Source organism: Paenibacillus gyeongsangnamensis, assembly GCF_027533625.1.
Taxonomy (GTDB): Bacteria; Bacillota; Bacilli; order Paenibacillales; family NBRC-103111; genus Paenibacillus_G; species Paenibacillus_G gyeongsangnamensis.
Genome location: NZ_JAQAGZ010000003.1, coordinates 1 through 23,078 on the forward strand (window position 1 = coordinate 1; position 23,078 = coordinate 23,078).

Sequence of the window (23,078 nt, forward strand, 5' to 3'; positions counted from 1 at the left end):
GCATCTCCACAATTTCGGCGGTGACCGGGTCAATCTCGCCATCGACTACGGTGCCGTCCAGCCTTACAACAGCGAAGCTATCTGTGGTTAGCTGGGCGATGCTGCCGCCCTTTGTTAGTACAATGTGATCGTCAGCGACCTTCGCCGATAAATTGGCATGCTCGCTGCGGAACATGACATTCGCTTTAAATAAGCTCTCGGCTGCTTTCATGATGCTGCTCTTGGCTTGGGCAATATCCTGCATAATCGTGATTCTCCTCCCTAGGATAGGTCTCGGCGGGTCACCGGCTGCCTCGAAGGCTGCGCGCTGCCACCTATTAATATACTGTTATAATTAGCATACTGTATAAAACAGTATACTAAAAGCAATCTGCTTTGTCAAAACCAGTTTTATGTGTCTCACTACGCATAATGCGTACCGTTGCTGTTCCTGCAGTAACCGTTAGCGAAGAAGGATTACCATGATTTATTACACCTCGCAGCAATCGTTCTAGAATATTCTGCGAGTTTAGAATTCCCAGTCGACCTAAATATTATAAAATGAAAAGTTATTTAGGACGAATCAGTTGACCACTCCAGGCATTAATGCCGCCTTGTAAAAGGATCAACCGGACGAAACCCCTTTTTCGAAGAATACGTGCCGCACTTTTGCTTCGCATACCGCTTCTGCAATATAGAAGGAGATCACGATCCTTCGGGATTTCATCAATCCGGCGACTCAACTGGGACAAGGGAATATTTTTCGCCCCCGGAATGAAGGACAGAACCTTAATTTCGTGCTACCTTTCCGCAAGTTTAGCTAGATTCAGACGCTCTTGTTTTGAGTATGATGAAGACATGGAAAGCAACAAACCTTGCAGTTATCCATTACAAGGAGGGGAGAGCAGTGATGAAACAGATTGAATTACTGAATCCGCCCGAGCTCGTTCGGCGCGCCAATTGGTGGGACCGGTACGAGACGAAGGTGTCTCAATGGTTAACCCCTTGGGATGGAGAGGAGCCCGTCGACATTGGCTTCATCGGGGTTCCGTTGTCCAAGACGTCGATCAGCATTTCAGGCGCTTCGATGACTCCGAACGCATTGCGCGAATTGTTCGCCAATGTCACGACGTACAGCATCGACCACTGCGTCGATTTGCAGGAGCTGCAGGCGCGAGATCTCGGCGATATTCAGATGCATGTCACGGATTTGCTGCGCTGCCATGCGAATATCGAGCAAGGGCTGAAGAATGTGTATGAAGCGATGCCTCACTTGTTCCCGATCATTGCCGGCGGCGATCATTCCATTACTTGCCCTTCTGTGAAAGCGTTTAAACAGCATATCGGCGGAAAGGTAGGCATCGTCCAGTTGGATTCGCATATGGATGTCCGGAACCTTCAGGACGGAGGTCCCTCCAACGGTACGCCGATCCGCGGATTGATCGAGTCGGGGACGGCCCTAGGCCGTCATATTGCACAAATCGGACTTCACAGCTTCGCCAATTCAAGAGCTTACCATGAATACGCCATAGCGCAGGGGATTACCCAATTTACGGCTCGTCAGGTCGTCAAAGACGGAATCGAAGCTTTGGTGAAACGGGGGCTCGAGATTGCCGGGGACGGAACCGACGCGATTTATGTAACCGTTGACATGGATGTGCTGGATCAAGCTTATGCGCCGGGCGTGCCTGCGATGGTTCCGGCCGGAATGACATCCTGGCAGCTGCTCGAAGCTGTATTCCTGCTAGGACAGCATCCTAAGGTCAAGGGCTTCGATATCGTCTGTGTGGATCCGATGCAGGATCCCCGAAGAGCGACAGTCAGAACCGCTTTGCATGTGATCCTGACTTTCTTGGCAGGTACGATGAAACGAGTGTAAATCCAACCAACAACGAGGAGAGATAAACTATGGAACAAACGATCAAACGCACCATTCGAGCAGCGCACGGAACGAAGCTGACGGCGAAGGGCTGGCAGCAGGAAGCCGTTCTTCGGATGTTAATGAACAATCTGGACCCGGACGTGGCGGAACGTCCGGAAGATCTGGTCGTCTATGGCGGAATCGGCAAGGCTGCGCGGAACTGGGAGTGCTACGACAAGATCGTGGAATGCTTGACGAACCTGGAAGCGGACGAAACGCTGCTTGTGCAATCGGGCAAGCCGGTAGGCGTATTCAGAACGCACGCGCATGCGCCTCGGGTACTGATTTCCAACTCGGTGATCGTGCCGGCGTTTGCCAACTGGGATACATTCCATGAGCTCGATAAGCAGGGACTCATGATGTACGGTCAAATGACGGCCGGCAGTTGGATTTATATCGGTACGCAAGGCATTCTGCAAGGAACGTACGAGACCTTCGCCGAGGCTGCCCGTCAGCACAGAGGCGGTACTTTGAGAGGAACGCTGACGTTAACGGCCGGACTCGGCGGCATGGGCGGAGCACAGCCTCTCGCCGTAACGATGAACGACGGCGTCGTGATCGGCGTGGACGTCGATCCGTCCCGGATTCAGCGCAGAATCAACACGCGTTACTGCGACGTCATGGTTCATCATCTGGATGAGGCACTGAAGCTTGCCGCCGATGCCAAGGCACAGGGAAAAGCGCTCGCGATCGGTCTTGTAGGCAACGCGGCGGAGGTGTTCGCGGAATTCGTTAAGCGGGGCATCGTACCCGATTTCGTAACCGATCAAACGTCGGCTCACGATCCGCTTAACGGCTATGTACCGGCGGGATATTCGCTTGAAGCCGCTGCGGAGCTCCGCAAATCCGACCCGGCGCAATATGTGAAGCTGTCCAAAAAGTCGATGGCCGCCCACGTTCAGGCGATGCTCGATCTTCAGAAGCTGGGCTCGATCGTATTCGATTACGGTAACAATATCCGGCAAGTGGCGCTCGATGAAGGGGTCAAGGATGCCTTTAACTTCCCCGGCTTTGTACCGGCCTATATTCGTCCGCTCTTCTGTGAAGGGAAAGGACCGTTCCGCTGGGCGGCCTTGTCCGGAGACCCGGAAGACATTTATAAGACAGATGAGCTTGCGCTCAAGCTGTTCCCGGAAAACGCCCATCTGCGCCGTTGGATCGAAATGGCAAGGGAGAAAGTCGCGTTCCAAGGCTTGCCTGCCCGCATTTGCTGGCTGGGCTACGGGGAACGGGTCAAGATGGGTCTGGCCATCAACGAAATGGTGCGTAGCGGGGAAATTTCCGCGCCGATTGTTATCGGCCGGGATCACCTGGACTGCGGCTCCGTCGCATCGCCTAACCGTGAGACGGAGTCGATGAAGGACGGCAGCGATGTGGTCGGCGACTGGGCGATATTGAATGCGCTGGTGAATACGGCTTCCGGCGCAAGCTGGGTTTCCGTCCATCACGGCGGCGGCGTCGGCATGGGTTATTCCCTGCATGCAGGCATGGTCGTGGTGGCGGACGGTTCCAAGGAAGCGGAGGAAAGACTATCCCGCGTCTTGAATACGGACCCGGGGATGGGTGTCATCCGTCACGCCGACGCAGGCTATGAGCTTGCGATTGAAACGGCCAAGGAGCGCGGAGTCCGCGTGCCGATGCTTGGCATATAACACAGAAGGATCATCACATGCAGCAAGCCCGATCGGGCTTGCTGTATTTCGAGAGGTGAAAACTATGGCAAACAATCGGATTGACCTGCTGATCCATAACATCGGGACGCTCATCACCATGCAAGGAAACCGGGAGACGCGCAAAGGCAGTGAAATGTCCGAGGTGGCGGCCGTAAGAAGAGGGGCCGTGGCGATCAGAGACGGAATCATTGCAGCGGCAGGACCGGAGGACGAAGTGCTGGCGCAAATCGGCGGACTGCCGGTAGAGCGCAAGCATGATGCCGAGGGCCGGCTGGTGACTCCGGGACTCATCGACCCGCACACCCACTTGGTTCACGGCGGCTCCCGCGAGCATGAGCTGGATTTGAAGCTGAAGGGCGTTTCCTATTTGGAAATATTGGCTCAAGGCGGAGGGATTCTTAGCACCGTCCGTTCCACCAGGCAGGCGACGGAAGAGGAACTGTATTCGAAGGCGAAGCAAAGCTTGGATACGATGCTCTCCCTCGGGGTGACGACAGCGGAAGCCAAGAGCGGATACGGCTTGACATTGGAAGACGAGCTCAAGCAGCTCCGGGTCGCCCGCAGGCTGAATCAGGAGCATCCCGTTGATTTGGTATCTACCTTTATGGGAGCCCATATGGTGCCGGAAGAATACAAAGGCCGGTCCGGCGAATTCGTCCGGCTGGTCATCGAACAAATGCTGCCGGAAGTCAAGCGGCAGGGGCTTGCCGAATTTTGCGATGTGTTCTGCGAGCACGGCGTATTTTCCGTGGAAGAATCGGAGCAAATCCTGCTTGCCGCCAAGGAGATGGGCTTCGGCCTAAAAATTCATGCGGATGAAATCGAGCCGATGGGAGGCGCGCAGCTAGCCGGCAAGCTGGGCTGCATCTCCGCCGAGCATTTGATTGCCGCATCGGACGAAGGGCTGGAAGCCATGCGTCAGGCGGGAGTCGTCGCCGTCTGTCTCCCTGCCACTTCGTTCAATCTGCGGCTGAAGCAGCATGCACGTGCGCGCAGGATGATCGAGATGGGGCTCGCTGTAGCCTTGTCCACGGATTATAATCCGGGAAGCTCGCCTACGGAATCGCTGCAGCTCGTCATGACCTTGGGATGCCTGAACCTGGGGATGACGCCGGAAGAGGTCTTGACGGCCGTGACCATCAATGCGGCTCATGCGATCGGGAAGGCGGATACGGTAGGAAGCCTAGAAGCAGGCAAACAGGCGGATCTCGTCATATTCAAGGCCGATAAACTGGCCTACCTGCCTTATCATTTTGGGATCAACCATGTCCATACGGTGCTTAAACGGGGGAACATGGTGGTCTCGGACGGAACGTTGATTCGTTAAATTGGACGGAAGCCATAAGAGGGGGATCTTCGTGGAGGCAACGACGGAAGTAAAAGAGAAGCCGCAGGTATGGGAAAACTTAAACGTGCTGACCCGGACGCAGAACGTCATCCAAACCGCACTGGAGACGATGGGGTGCACGACATCGATGTACGAATTGTTGAAGGAGCCGCTCCGGTTGTTGACCGTACGCATTCCTGTCAAGATGGACGATGGCTCGGTGAAGGTGTTTACGGGATACCGCGCGCAGCACAACGATGCGGTCGGACCGACCAAAGGCGGGATCCGGTTTCATCCCGGGGTCACCGAAGAAGAAGTGAAGGCTCTTTCCATGTGGATGAGCATCAAATGCGGCATTGCCGATCTTCCGTACGGTGGGGGCAAGGGCGGAATCCAGTGCGATCCGCGCACGCTGTCCTTCGGGGAACTGGAGCGGCTAAGCCGGGGGTATGTTCGGGCTATCAGCCAGCTGGTAGGACCGACTAAAGATATTCCGGCGCCGGATGTGTTCACGAATTCGCAGATCATGGCGTGGATGATGGATGAATACAGCCGGATCCGCGAGTTTGATTCGCCGGGCTTTATTACCGGCAAGCCGATCGTCCTGGGCGGATCGATCGGGAGAGAATCGTCTACCGCCATGGGCGTCGTGATGCTGCTTAGAGAAGCGGCTGAGGTCGCGGGGATTCCGATTGAGGGCGCCCGGGTCGTTATCCAAGGCTTCGGCAATGCCGGCAGCTTCCTGGCCCGGTTCCTTCACGAAGCCGGGGCCAAAGTGGTAGGCATTTCGGATGCGCATGGGGCGCTCTATAATCCGGATGGTTTGGATGTGCAGTATTTATTGGACCGCCGTGATTCCTTCGGAACGGTTACGAATTTGTTTCCGAACGTCATCTCCAATCAAGAGCTATTAATCAAAGACTGCGATATTCTAGTGCCGGCCGCGATCGAAAACCAAATTACGGAACAGAATGCGCCGGACATCAAGGCGAAGATTCTGGTGGAAGCGGCCAACGGGCCTACGACGCTGAAGGCTACGGAAATTTTGACGCAGAGAGGCGTGCTGATCGTTCCCGATGTGCTTGCCAGCTCCGGCGGGGTGATCGTATCCTACTTTGAATGGGTCCAGAACAACCAAGGATATTACTGGAACGAGGAAGAAGTGAATGAAAGGCTGCAGACCATTTTGAAGCAATCGTTCCATAACGTCTATCAGCTGTCCCGGCAAAATAAAGTCGATATGAGACTAGCGGCCTATATCGTCGGTTTAAAACGAATGGTTGAAGCGGTCAAATGGCGCGGCTGGATCTGACGGAAGCTCTGACGAATATCCTTGGAGGGTGATGGGATCATGATCAACTTACGTGAAGAAAGTCTTCACATGCACAAGAAGCGTACCGGCAAGCTCGAGCTGCTGGCCAAGGTTCCGGTTGGGACGATTCGTGATTTGAGTCTAGCCTATTCTCCCGGAGTTGCAGAGCCTTGCAAAGAAATTTATAACGATGAAGATAAAGTATACGATTATACGATGAAAGGCAATCTGGTTGCCGTCGTTTCCAACGGCACGGCCGTGCTCGGCTTGGGGAATATCGGGCCGCACGCGGCGATGCCGGTGATGGAAGGAAAGGCTTTGCTTTTTAAGGCTTTCGCAGGGGTGGATGCCATTCCGATTTGTTTGGCTGAAAGCGATAAAGAGAAAATTATCGATACGGTCAAGCAGCTTGCGCCTTCCTTCGGCGGGATTAATCTGGAGGACATTGCAGCGCCGGATTGCTTTGAAATTGAAGAGCGGTTGAAAAAGGAATGCGGCATTCCCGTATTCCATGACGACCAGCACGGAACGGCGATCGTCGTAGCGGCCGGGCTGATCAATGCCCTCAAGCTCGTCGGCAAAACGATGGATCAAATTCGCGTAGTCGTGAACGGCGCCGGGGCGGCCGGCATTGCGACCATGAGGCTTCTGAGTCATATGGGCGTTCAGGATATCGTGATGTGCGATACGAAGGGCATTCTTTATGAAGGAAGACAAGAAGGAATGAACCCGTTCAAGCAGGAAATCGCGCGGATGACCAATCAAAGAAAAATAACTGGGAAGCTGGCCGATGCGCTGGAAGGAGCGGATGTTTTCATCGGAGTATCCGCGGCAGGGGCGCTGACCCAGGAGATGGTCCGCTCCATGAACCGCGATTCCATTATATTCGCTTTGGCCAATCCGGTACCTGAGATTATGCCGGGGGATGCCAAAGCCGCCGGAGCCGCGGTCATCGGAACGGGCCGTTCGGATTTTCCGAACCAGATCAACAATGTGCTCGCGTTTCCGGGAATTTTCCGCGGCGTGCTGGACGTGCGGGCAAGAGAGATTAATGAGGCGATGAAGCTGGCGGCCGTGTATGCGATTACCGATTTGGTTCCGGAGCATCAGCTGAATCCGGACTATGTGATCCCGCATCCGTTTCATCCGATGATTTCTCCCCATGTGGCCGCCGCCGTCGCCCAAGCTGCGATGGAATCGGGCTGCGCGCGAATCCGCGTGAACCCGGAGGATGTGAAGAAGAGAACGCAGAAGCTGATCCGGAAAATCGATGCGGTAAGCTCGTATTCTTCCTGGTATGTGGACATAACGGAATAAGAAAGAGCACAAGGAGATGCCGACTTGTCTTATTCGATCAAAGTCATTAAAAAGCATGAGCAGGTCGTGACAGCGTGGGTAGGCGGCGTGACAACGCAGCTTGCCATTTACCCCGAAAGCGCGGATTACAGCAAGCGAAATTTCTGCTGGCGAATCAGTTCGGCCGAAATTCGTACGGTGGAGTCTTTGTTTACCCGCCTCCCTGATTATTGGCGGCTAATCATGGTACTGGACGGTGAACTCCTACTGGAGTATGAAGGATTTCACCGGGTGCGCTTAAAACCCTATGAGCGGGAAAGCTTCAGCGGCGGATGGGTCACCCGGAGCGTGGGGAAAGCAACGGACTTTAATCTCATGCTGGGCGCGGGATGCAGGGGAGAGCTGGAGGCTCTGCATCTGACGAAAGGAAGCGTTCAAGAAATAGCCGGCAGGACCGGCCTTAACGGAATTTTGCAAGGAACCGAAGCATTTTATTGTACCCGAGGCCTAATCGATGTGAGAATCAATGATCGTGAATCCCTGTGTTTAGAGGAAGGAGACTTGCTTCTTGTGAACCGGGAAAGCACGGATTCTCCTTTAAATATAGTACTTCACAACCGCCATGATGAAGTGACGGCACTTGCAGTAAGAGCACGCGTCTTGTACTAAATCAAGCATGCTGCAGCAGTATAACGGCAAATCAGCCTTACAGCAAGCGCTATTCGCGCTGGCTGCCTGTTCAAGCCACCCTTGTTCCAGGGTGGCTTTTTTGCCGTTCTGATCCGATGAAGCTGGAGGCGAACCCGGATACGATCGTCCTGTATAAGCCCTATACGAAGCATGAATATGTTGTTCATTATGCCGGTCCTCTCCGAATGGAGCCGCTGGACCAGAGCCATGCGGCCAAGAAGAACAAATACCGGATCTTTCTAAGCGGAGACCGTCCTTGGGGGAAGATCCGAACGGAAGCCGACAGCGCCCGCCGCTTAGCCGTCATCAAAGACTCCTACGGGAACGCGTTCATTCCTTTTCTGCTGCCGCACTACAAAGAGATTATCGTGATCGACCCGCGTCAATTTAACGAACCGCTGCTCGGTTTTCTGGAGAAGCAAGGCATCCGTAAAGTGCTGTTTCTCAATAACACCGAGACGACGACCAATCAGGAGTTCACCGAGCTCATCACAGCATCGATGAAACGTTGAAATCACGATTCGGGCACAGGTGAGTTAATTCGTATCCATAGTTTGCGACAGCCGTTCCAGGACGAGCTGAACGGCGATCGCATCGTCCAGATAGCCGAAGGGGAAAACATAATCGGGGATGATGTCCGCAGATAAAATAAAATACAATAACGCACTCCCGACGATCGCACGTTTTTCCAGGGTGATCGTATCCTGGCAAAAAAGCTCATACATTTGCCTTAGCTGATCGATAAACGGCCCTGCTCCGTTTACACTATCGATTTTGGAATGAAAGCTTTCGATAATGAGGTTTTTACCTTCCTCCGTTAACGCATACTGCTCATATTTTCCTAGTTCCTTCTGGACATGTTCCGTTGTAAAATGGTGATCAAACAGGTTGGAGGATAGGAGCGCCTTTTGAATAGAGTCGATGGAGGTGTGAATATCCGAAGGCCGATTCCTTTCCGGGGCACCGATGTCAAAACCTGCAGCCTTGAAAAGCCTCTCCAGCGGCACGTCGAGATGGATGGCGAATTGCTGCAAATGGTCGGGCTTGGCCTGCTGCTTACCGTTCACGATGCGGGAGATCGTCGCCGTATCGATACCGGTAAGCGCGCCCAGCTTTCGCATAGATAAGGACCGTTCCTTCAATAACGTTTTTAACGCGGTGCCGAGATCCGGTTCCCCGCCGTTTTTAGACATACCTTTCACTCCTTGGGGCTCAAAATTGTACATGATGTTGAAATTTTCTCAACACTTTTGGATCGGGATAAGCACTATTTCTCAACACCCACAATACAATGACAGTAACTTAAGCAGGAGGAGTGAAACAGAAATGCAATGGCTTATTATTCTTGGATTTGCCGTTTCATCAAGCATCGACAATTTAGGCGTCGGCATATCTTATGGTATTCGAGGCATTCGGATCGGGTTTCTTTCAAACCTGATCATCGCAATCATTTGCTTCCTTTTTAGCGAAACCGGTATTCTCTTCGGCCAATGGCTGTCCGCCGTTCTTCCCGGCATCTTTCCGATCCTGGTTGGCGCGTTCTTGCTCTTCATTATCGGCATCCGGATTATTTTATTAGCCGTCCCTCGTAAACCGCATAGCGGTCCCGAGCAAGCGGAAGCGAGTGAACCGCCGGCCAAAAGCATCTCGGGAATATTGAAAAATCCCGAAATTGCCGATGTCGACAAGTCCGGAGAAATCGGGCTGAGCGAGGCATGCGTTCTGGGTGTTGCGCTCTCCGCGAACGCCGTCACCAACGGACTCGGTGCGGGCTTGCTCGGGTTGTCGCCGCTAGCCATATCCCTGACCGCGGCGCTCGGAAGCTTCCTTACCGTCTGGGCGGGAGTTGCGCTGGGCCGCAGAGTTGCAGCCGTTCGAATCGGCAATTTAACGCTCGGGCAATTCGGTACGCTGCTGAGCGGTATCATTATCTTGATTATTGCGGGTCACTCGCTCTTGTAACGCAGCGTTTGTCCCTGGCATTACTTGTCTTTACATTTTACGATAGGATGGGGCAGGTTATGCCAGAAGAGAAGCAGGCACCGGGATGCGGGAGCCTGCTTTTTCGGTTGATAAGAATTTATAAGTTTTCGTAACTTATAGCTTCGCATCAACCTTGATAAACGCGCTGGTCCTTGTAAGAAAAACTCCTTATCGAAGTCCCTCAAAGTAGCCAGACCGTTATTAGCGGAGGTTTTTCTTGGTACAGAAAGTTGCAGTCCACTTTAGCTTTAGCGAACTTAAACTTTCTGTAGCGTTAAGACAAGGACGGCGTATCCGTTTATCCTGGTTTGGAGAAATTTAGGGGGAAGCTACTTCGCGTCATGGAAAATAATGCCCAGACTGTACCTTGTCCCGGAGTGAACCGTGCTAACGCCGTGCCGAAGCGTCGTCTTATAATAGCCGCGCGTTCCCTGTACCGGACGGTGACTGGTTGGAAAGACAAGCCCTTCTCCCTGCTCCAGGGGGATGACGTGGCCTCGGCTTTGCGCCCGGGGCCGCTGCTCCACCAGCAGAAACTCTCCGCCCGTATAATCTTCTCCTCTTTGATTGAGGGCGAATACGACCTGGAAGGGAAAGAATACTTTCCCATACAAATCCTGATGGAGACAGTTATATCCGCCGGCTTCATATTTCAGAATCAACGGGGTGGAGCGGATTTGTTCCTCGCTATGGCATTGAGCCAGGAAATCGTTCAGCGATGCCGGGTAAACCGGTTCTTGGCCCAGTTGCTTCAGCCAGCGGTTGGCTGTTTCGGCCAGCTCCGGATACAAGCTTTCGCGCAGCTGCTGCAGCAAATCCGGAAGCGGAGCGCCGTAATATTTGTACTCCCCGATCCCGAAGCGGTATCTGGCCATATTCACGGTGCTTCGAAATCGGCCTTCCTCCCCGTAAGTGCCGATGATTTCCACGCACTCCGATGGATTTAACAAAGCAGGCAGTTTAGCATATCCGTTCGCGTCGAGCGATTCCCCGATGGAATTCCAGTCAAGTGCAGCCACACGTTCCGTGAGACGATCAGACATACGGCAGGCCTCCATCCGTTTGCAAGCCGTCCCGTTCGAGCTGCAGAAGCCGGGTTTTCATCCCGATGCCCCCGCGATAGCCGGTCAGTGCGCCGTTCTTACCGATGACGCGATGACACGGAATGGCCATCAGAACGGGATTTGCACCAATAGCAGCGCCGACAGCACGGACGGCGGACGGATTCCGGAGCTAATCGGCAAGATCCGAATAAGTTTTGGTTTGTCCATAGGGGATGCTGCGAAGCGCGTTCCATACGGCCAATTGAAAAGGCGTACCGTGAACGTCGATGGACAGCGTAAAGCTTCTGCGTCTTCCCTGCAAATATTCGATAAGCTCGTCTGCATACGGCTGCAGCTTCACGTCATCCCGGTGCAGCTGGTTGTCCGGATACCGGGCAGCTGCCCATTCGGCCATTCGTTCCAAGGGCTGATTGGGAGATCCTACATAACAAAGCCCCTCGGACGTAGCTGCAACGTGCATATTCCAGTCTTCCTGTGTAAGTAATGTCCAATAGATCGGTGAATCAGTTCGGTTTCCCATGATCGGCTGCCTCACTCAGGTGTTGGTTCCGAATTTGACGGTAAGCTGCCGGCGTGCAGCCGGTTTTCTTCTTGAACAAGGTTATAAAATAAGGCGTGTTGGGCAAGCCCACGCTCAGTCCAACCTCGGCAACGGCATTTGCCGTCTTAAGAAGCAATTCCTTGGCCCTCTCGATCCGTCGGTGCCGGATATACTCAGCCGGCGTGATGCCCTTGATTTTCTTGAAGGTTCGATGAAGATGGTACGGACTGCCATGGCAGCTCGCCGCGAGAAGGTTCAGCGATACATTCTCCATGTAATTCTTGTCGATGTATTCTGTCGCGAGCGCGACCCATTCGTCATCAGGCAAGCGCCCACCGGTAGGCTTGCATCGCTTGCACGGACGAAATTTGGCGGCCATCGCCTGCTCGGCGGTTCGGAACAGCCCGATATTCTCTTTTTTCGGAGGCTTGGATTTGCAGGAGGGACGGCAAAAAATGCCCGTCGTTGTAACCGCGTAAAAAAATTGATTATCGTAAGCAGCATCGTTGCTGATAATGGCCTGCCATTGTTCGTCCGTCACCGGTTCCGGTTCCCGCATGACAGCCTCATCGTCCTGGGTTAGGAAAATCGCCTCCGGCTCCCGCTTCATTCGTTTCGCCACGATCGTTCACCTCCAAGATCAGTATAACCTCAACCATGAACGTTTGTACGCATTCCCGAATGGATTAGCAAGATAACGAAATTCAGGCTGAAGTAGGGATTTCCACGGTTTCCCTGTTCCCATTCCGTATTTTTTAAGTAACATTTAATGTTAATCCAGTATATTGTTCTACAAATGAGGAATGGTTCCAGGAAAGGAAAGAACGCTTCTTGAACAAGCCGATCTATCGAAAGTGCGGCGCTATTCTTTTGATCTTCACGCTCCTCCTGTTTGCGAATACCGATCGAATGGTTTCCGCGGAAGCCGGTACGCCGTTTGACGACATTTCCGACAGTTATGCCCAAGCTCAAATCATCGATTTATTCAACAAAAATAAAATCACGGGTACCGGTTACCGGACGTTCGAGCCCGATAAACCGATCACTCGTTCAGAATTTGTTACCCTATTGAACCGTGTGATGAATATCGAACCGGTGAACGCGGAAATTCCGGCCTTCCAGGATGTGTCCAAGGATGCATGGTTCTATGGACCGGTTGAAGCGGGCCTGCAGCTGGGCTTGATCGACGGAACGGGCCCGGACCGGTTTGAGCCCCAGAATTTCATTACAAGACAAGAAGCGGCTGCGCTCTTAACCAGGGGATTGAAGCAAACGGTCAGCGAGGAGGGGGCGGTCTCGCTGCCGTTCAGCGATTCTGATCGGGTAGCTGCATGGGCCAAGCCTTATGTCGATTCGGTCAATCGGCTTGGGCTGATGTCGGGGGATATGAATCTGTTCCGCCCGGGTGATCCGATCACCCGCCAAGAAACGGCCGTCGTGCTGGATAAACTGATCACGGCGGAGCAATGGGCAAAGCCGCTCAGCTCGAATGCTTCCCCGAATCTGATTCAATTGGGATGGCAGTACAATCTGACCACTGCGGAGTATGAGCAAGCGGTATTTACCTCGGGTATCAATACCCTTTCGCCAAGATGGTTTTTTCTTGGGAAAGACAGCTTATTTACCGATGAATCGGATCCGTCTCTTATTGCTTGGGCTAAGCAGCATAATAAAAAAATTTGGGCCATGGTGGGAAATCATTCGGATAAAGAGCTGACGCATCAATTATTATCCCAGCCGGACCATGGCGCATCAGCCATTAAGCAGTTGATATCCTACGTCCAAAACCGCCAGTTCGACGGGTTGAATCTCGATTTTGAGAATGTCGATCCGAAGGACCGGGCATTATTGACTTCATTCATTCAAGATTTGGCTAAAGAGATGCATGCCGTGAATGCGGTATTGTCCGTATGCGTATCGCCCGATATGGGAACCGACTGGACGGAAGCGTTCGATTATGCCGCGATAGGCAGCAGCGCGGATTATACGGTTCTGATGGCCTATGATGAGCATTGGAGCGGGGATGAGACTGCCGGGTCGGTCTCTTCCTTACCCTGGTTTCGAAGCGTTCTGGAGCATTTAATTAAGGTGATGCCGGCCCAAAAGATCATTGAAGCCCTCCCCTTGTATACCCAGGACTGGGCCGTGAGCAACGGAATTACGGCAAGCGCCGAATTGAACTTGGAGGAGCAAAATCGGCTCATTCCGTCTTTGGGGCTGAATGCCGTATGGAATCCGGGCGTAAGCCAATATGTCGTCAGTTTTACTCAAGCCGGGCAGCAGCATCAAATATGGATGGAAGACAGCCGCTCGCTTGCGGCGAAGCTTCAAGCCAGTTTAGCGGACCACGTTGCCGGCGTCGCTTATTGGTATATCGGCAGCGAAAGCCCGGATATTTGGGTGAGCCTGAACAATGTAATGAAATATGATTCTTATCATTTTTAGCGATCCGTTCTAATTTTTCATCCGGTATTCCTGAGATCGTTTGGGCCATACATAATTTGGGCTCATTCTTATCATCCTATGGATATCTCAGGAACCGGAAGGAATTAAACGTCATGAAGTTGAGAATAACGGGTATAGTGCTTTGCTTAATTGCTTTATGGATCACGGCTGTGAATGCTCCCGCATGGGCCGCTCCGGCGAAACGGGCCGCCATCGTCATCGACGATTTCGGTAACGATATGCAGGGTACCAAGGAAATGATGAGCTTGCCCTTTCCCATCACAACGGCGATTATGCCCTTTTTGCCGACAACCAAAAGGGATGCGGAGTGGGCCCATCAAGCCGGACATGAAGTGATCGTCCATCTTCCCATGGAGCCGTTGTCGGGGCGCAAGGATAAGTGGCTCGGCCCCGGCGCCATTACGACAGACCTTCCCGATGATGAAATTCGCCGCCGCGTGAATGCGGCGGTTGATGATGTGCCCTACGCCGTAGGCATCAATAATCATATGGGCTCCAAGGTAACTGCGGATCCCCGAGTGATCCGGATCATTTTGGAGGAATGCAAGAAGAGAGGGTTGTATTTTCTGGACAGCCATACGAATTACCGGAGCATTGTGTTAAAAAACGCATCGAACATGGGAGTACCCTGCATTGAAAATCAATGGTTTCTGGACGATACAAACACCAAGCGCCACGTGGTTAAGCAAATTGGGTGGCTGAGAGATTACCTCAAGGATCATGATCAATGCGTTGTGATCGGGCACGTAGGGACCGGGAGGAAAACGGCCGGCGTGCTTAAAGAAGCGATCCCCCCGTTAACCAATGAAATCGAATTTGTACGCATTAGCGAATTGATGAAGAAGTAGTCGTTGCTCCCGTCAAAAATAATAAATCCCCTTAGTGAGTCCGCTAAGGGGATTCCTTTTTATTCTTGTTTGTCGGCTTTTCTTGCCGAGGTTGGATTTGCTTTGAATACCTCCGCCGCCTCCTCAGCGGAAAACTCGGTATCGTCTACCGTCGAATCCGTTATTCTATTTAATTTCGTAGTCTGAACTTCCGCCTTGGATGCTTGATTTTTTGAATCAGCCACGCCGGGCACCTCCTTTTTTTATAGAAACAAAGTGTAGGTTATCCTTATTAAATGTTTTTCATTCCGAATCTTTCTACCGAATCATTCGTTTTTATGATATATTCACGTCATATTCGCAATGAAAAGGGGACGGATCCATGAAAGAGCGTTTCTTTCATTCCGGTTTTTTTACGTCGTTTTATATTTGGAATGTCCTTTATAAAAATGCAGAGAAGGGCTCCTCGTTTCCTTATCATAAGCATCCTCTTTTTGAGATTTTATATTGCGAGTCCGGAGCCATGAGCGAATGGGTGAATGGCGTTGAAAATCGATTGCAGGCAGGCGATTTCATTCTCATTAACTCGGGATCGCTCCATTATTTGGAATCCCACGAAGAGAGCCGTTTCTTTAACTTCCATTTCGACGTGGAGCCTCGCGAATTGCATACCTTGCTGCACCGGCTGCGCAAACCCATTGTCAGTGCCGAGCAACCGCCCGAAATTCAGGGTGAAATCCGGAGCTGGATGATCCGCTTGATCGGTTTGTTTACTACACAGGAGGAGCTGTCATTTACTCAAAAAATGATGCTGCAGTCCCTTATGATGCAGTTTCTTGCCTTTGTGCTGGAGAGAACCGTCATCCCTAATGTGCAAGGGGATTCCCCCGCATCGCTGTCCCGATATCAGATTGCAACGGAGACCGCTTATTTGCTGGAAACGCACGGAGGGACGGAAAGCGTGCTCATCTCGGAGTTATCCGCTCGTCTGCACGTACACCGAAACTACGTAGCGAACAGCTTTAAGGAAGTATACGGCATGTCGCCGAAGCATTATTTGAATAAAGTTAAGATCGGAAAGGCCAAAAAGCTCCTGCAAGAAACTTCGATGTCTATCGAGCATATCGCGGATACGTTACGCTTTTCATCATCGGCTTATTTTTGCAAATTTTTTCGGACCCATGTAGGAGTGACTCCGCTCAAATACCGGTCGGGTGGATAACGGACAAGGTTGCAAAAGTGATATTTCTCCTTTCTTTTGTAAATTGTAGCCCTCGGAGCGTTAGTGATAAAATTGTACCATTGTAAGATAACGCTTACATATGATGGATTCCGGAGGGAGAGAAGGTATGAAAATACGGCAATTCACCTTGCTGGCTGCTGCGGGTATGACACTGATCTTGGCCGCCGGCTGCAGTCAAGGCGATTCCAAGCAGGCGAAAGGCGGGAATTCGGAGCAAGACAAGCCTGCAGCTGCTGCCCCTGAGAGCAAAGAACCCGTGAAATTGTTAATGGCGCAAAAATGGTCGGAAATCACCGAGGCCGATTTTAAATCGTTGATTGTCGAACCTTTGAAGCAAAAGTATCCGAATATCGAAATTGAGCTGCTCAAGGGGGAAAACATAAAGGAAATGATCGCGGCGGGAACCGTTCCCGATCTCGTTGCGACATGAGTGAATCTCATTCCCGACTATCAGGATCTCGATTTGGTGGAGGATATGGCACCGCTCATTAAAAAAATAATTTTGACTTGAACCGGTTTGAGAATACATATTTGGATACGATCCGAGGATATAACAAAGGCGGACTGGTCGCAATTCCTTATGACGCGAATTTCAATGTCATTTATTACAATAAAGATATTTTTGATAAATTCGGCGTGGAATATCCCAAAGACGGGATGACGTGGGAACAAACGATTGAACTGGCCAAGCGCGTGAGCCGGGAGGAGCAGGGCGTTCGTTACCGCGGTTTGGATACCGACGGGTATGGAAAGCTGGCCTTGCAGTTAGCTTTGCCGGCCGTCCAGGACGGAAAATCCAATGTGAATAACGAACAATGGAAAAACGTGCTCGAGCTTCAGAAAAAAATCGATTCCATCCCATCGAATGAGGCCGTTCCTAACGTTCATCAGCGCAATCAGTTTATTAAAGACCGGACGCTTGCCATGTTTGCGACGGGAAACAATTTCAACCTGCTGCAATCGGATGCGGCCAAAGGCTTGAATTGGGATATCGCCGAGTACCCGTCATATCCTGACAAACCGAATGTGGCCGGAATGGTCGATGAGCATGTCATGTTCGTAACGAAGCAAAGCAAGCACAAAGACGAAGCGTTTAAAGTGCTCGAAACGTTAACCTCGGACGAAATTCAGAAGAAGCTCACGAGAGCCTCCGGCAAGCTGTCGGTGCTAAGAAATCAGGATATCAGAAATGAGCTGGGAGCGGATATGTCCAGCCTGAAGGGGAAGCACATGGAAGCGATTTTTAAAGGCAAGTATATTCCCGCCTATACGGCAACGAATAAATACCCGGATGCCGGAAAAATATTCAGTCAGGAAGTGACCAAGTTCATGAAAGGCGAGCAGGATGTCAATACCGCTCTGCGTGTGGCCAATGAAGGAATTCAAAACCATATACGCCAGGTCGAAGCCGGTGCAGGAAAGAAGTAGGGAAAAGAGATCCGGGCAGCAGCAAAAATTGAGTCTGTGGAGGAATAAAGCTTGCATATTGAAAATGGCTGTTTATGGCCGGATTGTTCCGGCCAACCGATTCACGCGCACGGCGGCGGAATGCTGCAGATCGGCGAACATGTCTATTGGTTCGGGGAAAACCGGCAAGGAAGGAAACGGGTATCCTGTTATCGCTCGAAGCATTTGACCGACTGGGAATTCCGAGGAGACGTGCTTACCTTGGATTCCCCTTTCCAACCGACCGGAACGCAGGCTGCGCCCGAGCTCATAACCGATTCGGCAAGCGGCAGAGGGGTTAACATTGAGCGGCCGAAGGTCATTTACAATCCGAATACCGGCAAATTCGTCATGTGGATGCATTGGGAGAACGGGAAGGATTATTCGGCCGCCCGCTGCGCGGTAGCCTCCTGTGATACGGTAGACGGAGATTATGTATATCATGGGAGCTTCAATCCGGCAGGGGAGATGTCGAGGGATTGCACGCTCTTCGTCGACGAGGACGGAACCGCATATTTCGTGTCGGCGGCGCGCGGGAATGCGGACCTGCACATTTACCGGCTCAGCGAAGATTATTTGGCCGTTGAGGAGCATGTCAAGTCGCTGTGGCCCGGCCAATACCGGGAAGCTCCGGCGCTTGTCAAACGCGAAGGCGTTTACTTTCTGCTTACGTCGGGCTGCACGGGTTGGGAGCCGAACCAGGGGAAGTATGCCTACGCCGACAGCATTACGGGAGAGTGGTCGGAGCTGTTCGATTTTGGGGGACCCACGACATTCGATACGCAGCCGACGTATATTTTGCTGATCAAGGGAAGCCATACGACGAGCTACTATTATGTTGGAGACCGGTGGGATCCTTCCGATTATCATAGCTCCTCTTACGTTATTCTTCCATTGGAGTTTCCGGAAGACAAGAAAGTAACGATGCGTTGGGCGGACGCAGTTGAATGGAAACCGGAAACCGGGTTGATTGCCGCCGGACGACGGGAAATGAGCGGGCTATGGCGAATCCGGAACGGCACGAACCGGTATTTGGCGCCTCAAGGGGAAGCGCAGTCGAGTGTAGCGGCTCAGAAGCTATCTTATGCTTCGGACTCCCAACTGTGGATGCAGGAGGCTGCTGACGGCGGATTTGTCAGGATTAAAAATAAGGCCACCGGCTTCTGCTTGGAGTCTCGCCTTCACGATCAAAGTAAAGATATTTCTGAGGTCATGCTCATGGATGCGTCGGACCGCCCGACGCAGCTTTGGAGCATCTTAACGGATGAATCGTCGGGGCGATGCTCCATTCAAAATTCAGCTACAGGGCAAGTGCTCGCCTTAAACGAGCAGTTCGATGGGGTGCTGCATACGGCCCCTCGGCAAGCTGATCCTAAAGCAAGCAAAGATCAGACATTTTTGTTAGCCGAGCATTATGGCGTTTATTCTAAAGAAACCACACCAAGCTGACTGGTGTGGTTTTTTGGCTTGTTTAGGGGCAAGCATCCATTCGATACCAACTGCAGGCACAAAGGCGAACCGGACGGCCCTAGTGCTCCTCCCATTTGCTCAAGATGAAATCGATAATTTCTTGTTTCGTTTCATCGCTAAAGCCGGTCCGCACCGCGTGGATAAATTCAATGAACAGCAAAGAAAGAAGCTCCTCCAGCTCCATATGCAGCGGCAGGCCCTTCCAAAGCAAATCATCGAAGAACACGTCCACACGGGCTGCCTCGTGGGAATGCAGCTTTATCGGGAGCATCCAATACCCGTCCGACTCCGCTTTACAGCTTGTAGAAGACAGATTCCACTGGAAGCGGGAGTTGTCGGCTTTGCCGGATGCCTTCTTGCTTGCCGCGGTCTCGCGGCTCATCTCCAGCAGGCTCCCGTGGGCCTCGCGCAAGGACAACAGATAGTCATACAGATCGATGCCTTCCCGGATCTTGTCCAAAAAATTATCAAACAAGAGCTTCGCAAGAAAGGCCTTATTCAATCCCCGCAGCTCCTGCTTTGTCAAATATTTGACATCCTCGATAAAAGCGTCCGCGCGTTTAAAGTAATCGGAGGGAGCGGTAACGTGAACGGTAAGGGAGGAGTCCTGCTTCCCTCGGCCGATAAGGCTGGTCCATGGTTTGAAGGCAAGCATTCCTTTAAGCCCCCTTTCTTCGTTCTATATAATACCGTATTCCGGTTCCTGTAAAGATATGACGGGTGCTTGACCGATAGCCTCATGGAGCCATTCAGGTCAAGCACCCATACCGTGAGATGAACCTTTATTCCGGCAGATGATACGTACCGATCATCTTCTTGGCAGCCTGTGCCCCGACCAGATGAAGAAGGCGATCAGCGCCATGCCTCCTCCGGTCCAGCAGACGCCGGTCCAGCCCCACTGGCCCCAGGCCAAGCTGCCGATGGATGAGCCTATCGCCCCGCCGATGAAGGTGCTCACCATAAAGACGGTGTTGAGCCGGCTTCTGGCTTCCGGTATGAGACTGTAAATCCGTGTTTGGTTGGATACTTGACCTCCTTGAACGCCAAGATCCAGCAGAATGACTCCGACGATGAGTCCCGCCAATCTTGAACCCATCAGTCCCAGAGAAAGGTAAGACAAGAGGGCCGCTCCAATCATAACCCCTACCATCGTCCCGGGATTGACCCGGTCGGCCAGCCGGCCAATGATCGACGCGGCGGCCGCTCCCGCCAACCCGACCAGCCCGAAAAGACCCGCTACGCCGCTGCCGTACCCGTAATTCGGTCCTTCCAGGTAAAAAGTAAGCGTCGTCCAGAACACACTGAAAGAGCCGAACATGAACAAGCCGATCAGGGCAGCTTCACGAAGCAGACGCTGCTCCGCAATCAGCGTGCCCATCGATCGGATAAGTCCGGGATAGGACAGCTGAACGTCCGGACGGCTGACAGGCAGCGCCCGCCACAATACGAAAGCCAGCGCAACCATCATGAGGGCGGCAAGCCCGTACATGGAGCGCCATCCGAACAGCTCCCCGATCCAGCCGGAGACCGTGCGGGCGAGCAATATTCCGATCAGGAGACCGCTCATCACGTTTCCGATCACTCTGCCCCGCTCCTGGGGCCCCGCTAGTTGGGCCGCAAGGGGGATGATCATTTGCGGCGCCACGGTGGTGAGACCGACGGCAAAGCTTGCCGCATAAATCCACGGTAAGCTTTGTGCCGTCGCCACGCCGATCAAGGCTACGCCGACCGCAAGTAGAAGAAGGCTGATAAGCGTTCGTCGCTCCTTGATGTCGCCGAGCGGGATGAATAGAAACATGCCTGCGGCGTATCCGCTTTGCGTCAGCATCGAGATCAAGCCCGCGTGCCGGGCGTCTACGTCGAAGGTTTTGCCGATTTCAGCCAGCAAAGGCTGGTTATAGTACAAATTGGCGACGGTCAAGCCGCACGAGATCGCCATTAATAGAACAAGCGCTTTAGATAGTCTTTCGGTTTGCGAACGGTTGACCGCTGCCATTGTCATGTGTTTTTCCATGGTGCCGCTCCTTCTGTTCTAACTCTGATATCGTATTGGATGCAAAAAAATGGGAACAAGAGGCCGGCTGCCGTTCCTTTTATTTCGTACCGAGCCCCGGTGTTCTCGGGTTCGGAACGGATGTATCCATGCTGGTGCGCCCTTGGCGGATCCTTTTGGCCTGAAAGACCAGCATAACAAAATGAAGGAAAAACACGCCCGAAATGATAAAAAAGATGACCGGTATGCCCAAGTGACTTGTAACAATCCCGCCGAACAACGAGCCGATGACGTTCCCCAGGGAATTGGCGCTGGCGTTATAAGAAAATACGCTGCCTTGGATATTGGAAGGCGTCAGGCTCCTGAGCAGCGAGCTGATCGCAGGGATCAGACCTCCGACGCACAACCCTGAGAGGAAGCGCGCTCCCATGAGAACCCACGGGTCCGTGATCCGGGCCTGCGGGATGTACAGCAGGGAAATCAGGAACAGTGAGCACATGAGAACCCTCAAATGCCCGTACCGGTCGCCGAGCCTTCCGAGAACGGGAGCCGCAATCATGGTACCGAGCGCGCTTGAAGCGAAGATCAGACCCGCCATGATCTCGACATGCTTATCGATGTGCATGCTCTTCACGTACAGCGTAATGATCGGACTGATGCTCTGAAAGCTGGCGGAGATCAGGAAGGTGGAGACGAACAGCGTGACGATCGCAGGCGTCTGCTTGACAACGTCGTGCAGCTGCGTTTTCTTAGCGGAAGCCGTTCCGGCATCCGCCCGGTCAGGTCCGTCCGTCGATTTCATTCGCCGGAACCGGAAACGGGGATACGTTCTTGATTCATGAACGCCGAACAAGACCAGCAGCGCTGCGACCAGAATGAAAAATCCCGTAAAAAAGAACGAATTTCGCATCCCCAGCCATTCCGCCATGATGCCTCCAAGCAACGGGCCAAGCAGCTGCCCGGTCACCTGTCCGGTTTGCAATGTTCCGAGGGCTTTGCCCACATGCTCCTTCGGCGTCTCGATAGCCATCAAAGCGACGGCGCAGGTCGCAAAGCCGCCCATCGTGCCGAAGACGGCGCGGAGCAGGAGCAGCTGCAGCGGGGTATGAACGAGACCCATGGCCGCGATGATCACGGCTAGGCCAAAGCCGGAACGGATCATCGTCGGCTTTTGGCCGTACATATCCGAGAATTTGCCCCAAAAGGGAGACACAAGCGCAATCATCAAATGATTGATACCGAAGATCATCGCGGCCCAGAGCGCGGCCTGTTTCACGTCATGAATGCCCAGCTCCTGGACATACAGCGGCAGGAAGGGGATGATCATGCCGATGCCGACCGAGCTGAAGAAACTGCCGAACCATAAAATCACAAGATTCCGTTTCCATCCGTCCACCTGAAGCGACCTTCTTTACTAGTAAATTGTATGGATTTCCGTATGGATTTCCATAGATTGCAGTAGCATAAGCGCCTCATGGAGATAACCAAGCAATTCATTCCTTCTTAGCTTACTCCGAATAAATGGAAGAAACCATGGATTTACATGCCTCGAACCATGCACTATCTTGCTATTTTATATCCTTGCTTGGAAAGAGCGGGAGTCTTTTATTCTTGGTTGGATATGACTTTCCGATAAGATTGCTTATTTATATGTTATAAAACATGACATAAAATCATCGCGCATAACCATTTATGAGAATATTCGATTTCAAAAGTAAATGGATGTAATTTTAAGTAAGATAGCTTATTTATCGCTTTCTTCGCGTTTTTCCAATTTGTAATATAACCTTACATAAATTAAATTAAGGTTACTATAATGTTAATTTATATTACATAATTGAAGAGGC

The 23,078-nt window shown here is 52.3% G+C and carries 22 protein-coding genes and 2 pseudogenes; 14 read left to right on the top strand and 10 right to left on the bottom strand.

Features of this window, described 5'->3' with window-relative positions; genetic code table 11:
- Together O9H85_RS04820 and O9H85_RS04825 are read right to left on the bottom strand one after the other, a co-directional pair.
- Positions 1-244: pseudogene (locus O9H85_RS04820) on the bottom strand (class II aldolase/adducin family protein); the annotation flags it as partial.
- Between the two features lie 304 nt (positions 245-548).
- On the bottom strand, positions 549-773 hold the full coding sequence (locus O9H85_RS04825) for a rhodanese-like domain-containing protein (RefSeq protein ID WP_333474169.1): 225 nt from the start codon (positions 771-773) through the stop codon (positions 549-551).
- Between the two features lie 116 nt (positions 774-889).
- On the opposite strand from O9H85_RS04825, the gene O9H85_RS04830 reads away from it, so the two are divergent.
- The 7 genes from O9H85_RS04830 (at position 890) to O9H85_RS04860 (ending at position 8,710) form a co-directional block, all read left to right on the top strand.
- The gene (locus O9H85_RS04830; protein WP_269880517.1) at positions 890-1,858 is read left to right on the top strand and encodes an agmatinase family protein; all 969 of its coding nucleotides are present in this window, start codon (positions 890-892) and stop codon (positions 1,856-1,858) included.
- Positions 1,859-1,887: 29 nt separating this feature from the next.
- Complete coding sequence (gene hutU / locus O9H85_RS04835; RefSeq protein ID WP_269880163.1) at positions 1,888-3,552, top strand: urocanate hydratase; 1,665 nt, start codon at positions 1,888-1,890, stop codon at positions 3,550-3,552.
- A 64-nt stretch (positions 3,553-3,616) separates the two neighbouring features.
- On the top strand, positions 3,617-4,900 hold the full coding sequence (gene hutI / locus O9H85_RS04840) for an imidazolonepropionase (RefSeq protein WP_269880164.1): 1,284 nt from the start codon (positions 3,617-3,619) through the stop codon (positions 4,898-4,900).
- A 31-nt stretch (positions 4,901-4,931) separates the two neighbouring features.
- The gene (locus O9H85_RS04845) at positions 4,932-6,212 is read left to right on the top strand and encodes a Glu/Leu/Phe/Val family dehydrogenase (RefSeq protein WP_269880165.1); all 1,281 of its coding nucleotides are present in this window, start codon (positions 4,932-4,934) and stop codon (positions 6,210-6,212) included.
- 39 nt (positions 6,213-6,251) lie between these two features.
- Complete coding sequence (locus O9H85_RS04850; RefSeq protein ID WP_269880166.1) at positions 6,252-7,529, top strand: NAD(P)-dependent malic enzyme; 1,278 nt, start codon at positions 6,252-6,254, stop codon at positions 7,527-7,529.
- Between the two features lie 24 nt (positions 7,530-7,553).
- Positions 7,554-8,177, top strand: coding sequence for a HutD/Ves family protein (locus O9H85_RS04855; RefSeq protein WP_269880167.1), 624 nt, complete (start codon positions 7,554-7,556; stop codon positions 8,175-8,177).
- A gap of 116 nt (positions 8,178-8,293) precedes the next feature.
- Positions 8,294-8,710, top strand: a complete 417-nt coding sequence (locus O9H85_RS04860) for a DHHW family protein (protein WP_269880168.1) — start codon at positions 8,294-8,296, stop codon at positions 8,708-8,710.
- A gap of 24 nt (positions 8,711-8,734) precedes the next feature.
- Here the strand turns inward: O9H85_RS04860 and O9H85_RS04865 are convergent, their stop codons facing one another.
- Complete coding sequence (locus O9H85_RS04865; RefSeq protein WP_269880169.1) at positions 8,735-9,391, bottom strand: DUF1232 domain-containing protein; 657 nt, start codon at positions 9,389-9,391, stop codon at positions 8,735-8,737.
- Positions 9,392-9,425: 34 nt separating this feature from the next.
- Between O9H85_RS04865 and ytaF the strand changes: the two genes are divergently transcribed.
- Complete coding sequence (ytaF, locus tag O9H85_RS04870; protein WP_269880518.1) at positions 9,426-10,160, top strand: sporulation membrane protein YtaF; 735 nt, start codon at positions 9,426-9,428, stop codon at positions 10,158-10,160.
- A gap of 350 nt (positions 10,161-10,510) precedes the next feature.
- On the opposite strand, the gene O9H85_RS04875 is transcribed toward ytaF, so the two are convergent.
- From O9H85_RS04875 to O9H85_RS04885, 3 genes and pseudogenes are all read right to left on the bottom strand, one after another.
- Positions 10,511-11,224 carry a 2OG-Fe(II) oxygenase gene (locus O9H85_RS04875; RefSeq protein ID WP_269880170.1) on the bottom strand — a complete coding sequence of 238 codons (714 nt, stop codon included), beginning with the start codon at positions 11,222-11,224 and terminating at the stop codon, positions 10,511-10,513.
- Positions 11,217-11,765 (bottom strand): annotated as a pseudogene (locus O9H85_RS04880) (methylated-DNA--[protein]-cysteine S-methyltransferase). The gene O9H85_RS04875 and the pseudogene O9H85_RS04880 overlap by 8 nt, the downstream one beginning before the upstream one ends.
- Positions 11,749-12,345, bottom strand: a complete 597-nt coding sequence (locus O9H85_RS04885) for a bifunctional transcriptional activator/DNA repair enzyme AdaA (RefSeq protein WP_269880519.1) — start codon at positions 12,343-12,345, stop codon at positions 11,749-11,751. Before O9H85_RS04885 ends, O9H85_RS04880 begins: the two are co-directional and overlap by 17 nt.
- Positions 12,346-12,617: 272 nt before the next feature.
- Between O9H85_RS04885 and O9H85_RS04890 the strand changes: the two genes are divergently transcribed.
- Together O9H85_RS04890 and O9H85_RS04895 are read left to right on the top strand one after the other, a co-directional pair.
- The gene (locus O9H85_RS04890; RefSeq protein WP_269880171.1) at positions 12,618-14,231 is read left to right on the top strand and encodes an S-layer homology domain-containing protein; all 1,614 of its coding nucleotides are present in this window, start codon (positions 12,618-12,620) and stop codon (positions 14,229-14,231) included.
- 113 nt (positions 14,232-14,344) lie between these two features.
- Positions 14,345-15,100 carry a divergent polysaccharide deacetylase family protein gene (locus O9H85_RS04895; RefSeq protein ID WP_269880172.1) on the top strand — a complete coding sequence of 252 codons (756 nt, stop codon included), beginning with the start codon at positions 14,345-14,347 and terminating at the stop codon, positions 15,098-15,100.
- A gap of 59 nt (positions 15,101-15,159) precedes the next feature.
- Here O9H85_RS04895 and O9H85_RS04900 read toward each other — a convergent pair whose 3' ends face one another.
- On the bottom strand, positions 15,160-15,324 hold the full coding sequence (locus tag O9H85_RS04900) for a hypothetical protein (RefSeq protein WP_269880173.1): 165 nt from the start codon (positions 15,322-15,324) through the stop codon (positions 15,160-15,162).
- Positions 15,325-15,461: 137 nt separating this feature from the next.
- Between O9H85_RS04900 and O9H85_RS04905 the strand changes: the two genes are divergently transcribed.
- The 4 genes from O9H85_RS04905 (at position 15,462) to O9H85_RS04920 (ending at position 19,217) form a co-directional block, all read left to right on the top strand.
- Entirely contained in the window at positions 15,462-16,301 is an 840-nt protein-coding gene (locus tag O9H85_RS04905; RefSeq protein WP_269880174.1) for an AraC family transcriptional regulator, read from the top strand.
- A gap of 127 nt (positions 16,302-16,428) precedes the next feature.
- Positions 16,429-16,752 (top strand): hypothetical protein, encoded by a 324-nt coding sequence (locus O9H85_RS04910; RefSeq protein ID WP_269880175.1) that lies wholly within the window; start codon positions 16,429-16,431, stop codon positions 16,750-16,752.
- Between the two features lie 77 nt (positions 16,753-16,829).
- Positions 16,830-17,750 carry an ABC transporter substrate-binding protein gene (locus O9H85_RS04915; RefSeq protein ID WP_269880176.1) on the top strand — a complete coding sequence of 307 codons (921 nt, stop codon included), beginning with the start codon at positions 16,830-16,832 and terminating at the stop codon, positions 17,748-17,750.
- A 51-nt stretch (positions 17,751-17,801) separates the two neighbouring features.
- Complete coding sequence (locus tag O9H85_RS04920; protein WP_269880177.1) at positions 17,802-19,217, top strand: family 43 glycosylhydrolase; 1,416 nt, start codon at positions 17,802-17,804, stop codon at positions 19,215-19,217.
- A 79-nt stretch (positions 19,218-19,296) separates the two neighbouring features.
- Here O9H85_RS04920 and O9H85_RS04925 read toward each other — a convergent pair whose 3' ends face one another.
- The 3 genes from O9H85_RS04925 to O9H85_RS04935 all read right to left on the bottom strand — a co-directional run bounded on the left by O9H85_RS04925 (position 19,297) and on the right by O9H85_RS04935 (position 22,627).
- Positions 19,297-19,893 (bottom strand): hypothetical protein, encoded by a 597-nt coding sequence (locus O9H85_RS04925; protein ID WP_269880178.1) that lies wholly within the window; start codon positions 19,891-19,893, stop codon positions 19,297-19,299.
- A gap of 153 nt (positions 19,894-20,046) precedes the next feature.
- Positions 20,047-21,252: an MFS transporter gene (locus O9H85_RS04930; RefSeq protein WP_269880179.1), complete on the bottom strand. Its 1,206-nt coding sequence runs from the start codon at positions 21,250-21,252 to the stop codon at positions 20,047-20,049.
- A gap of 79 nt (positions 21,253-21,331) precedes the next feature.
- A complete protein-coding gene (locus tag O9H85_RS04935) occupies positions 21,332-22,627 on the bottom strand; it encodes an MFS transporter (protein ID WP_269880180.1) in 1,296 nt (431 codons plus the stop codon).
- Positions 22,628-23,078: the final 451 nt, after the last annotated feature.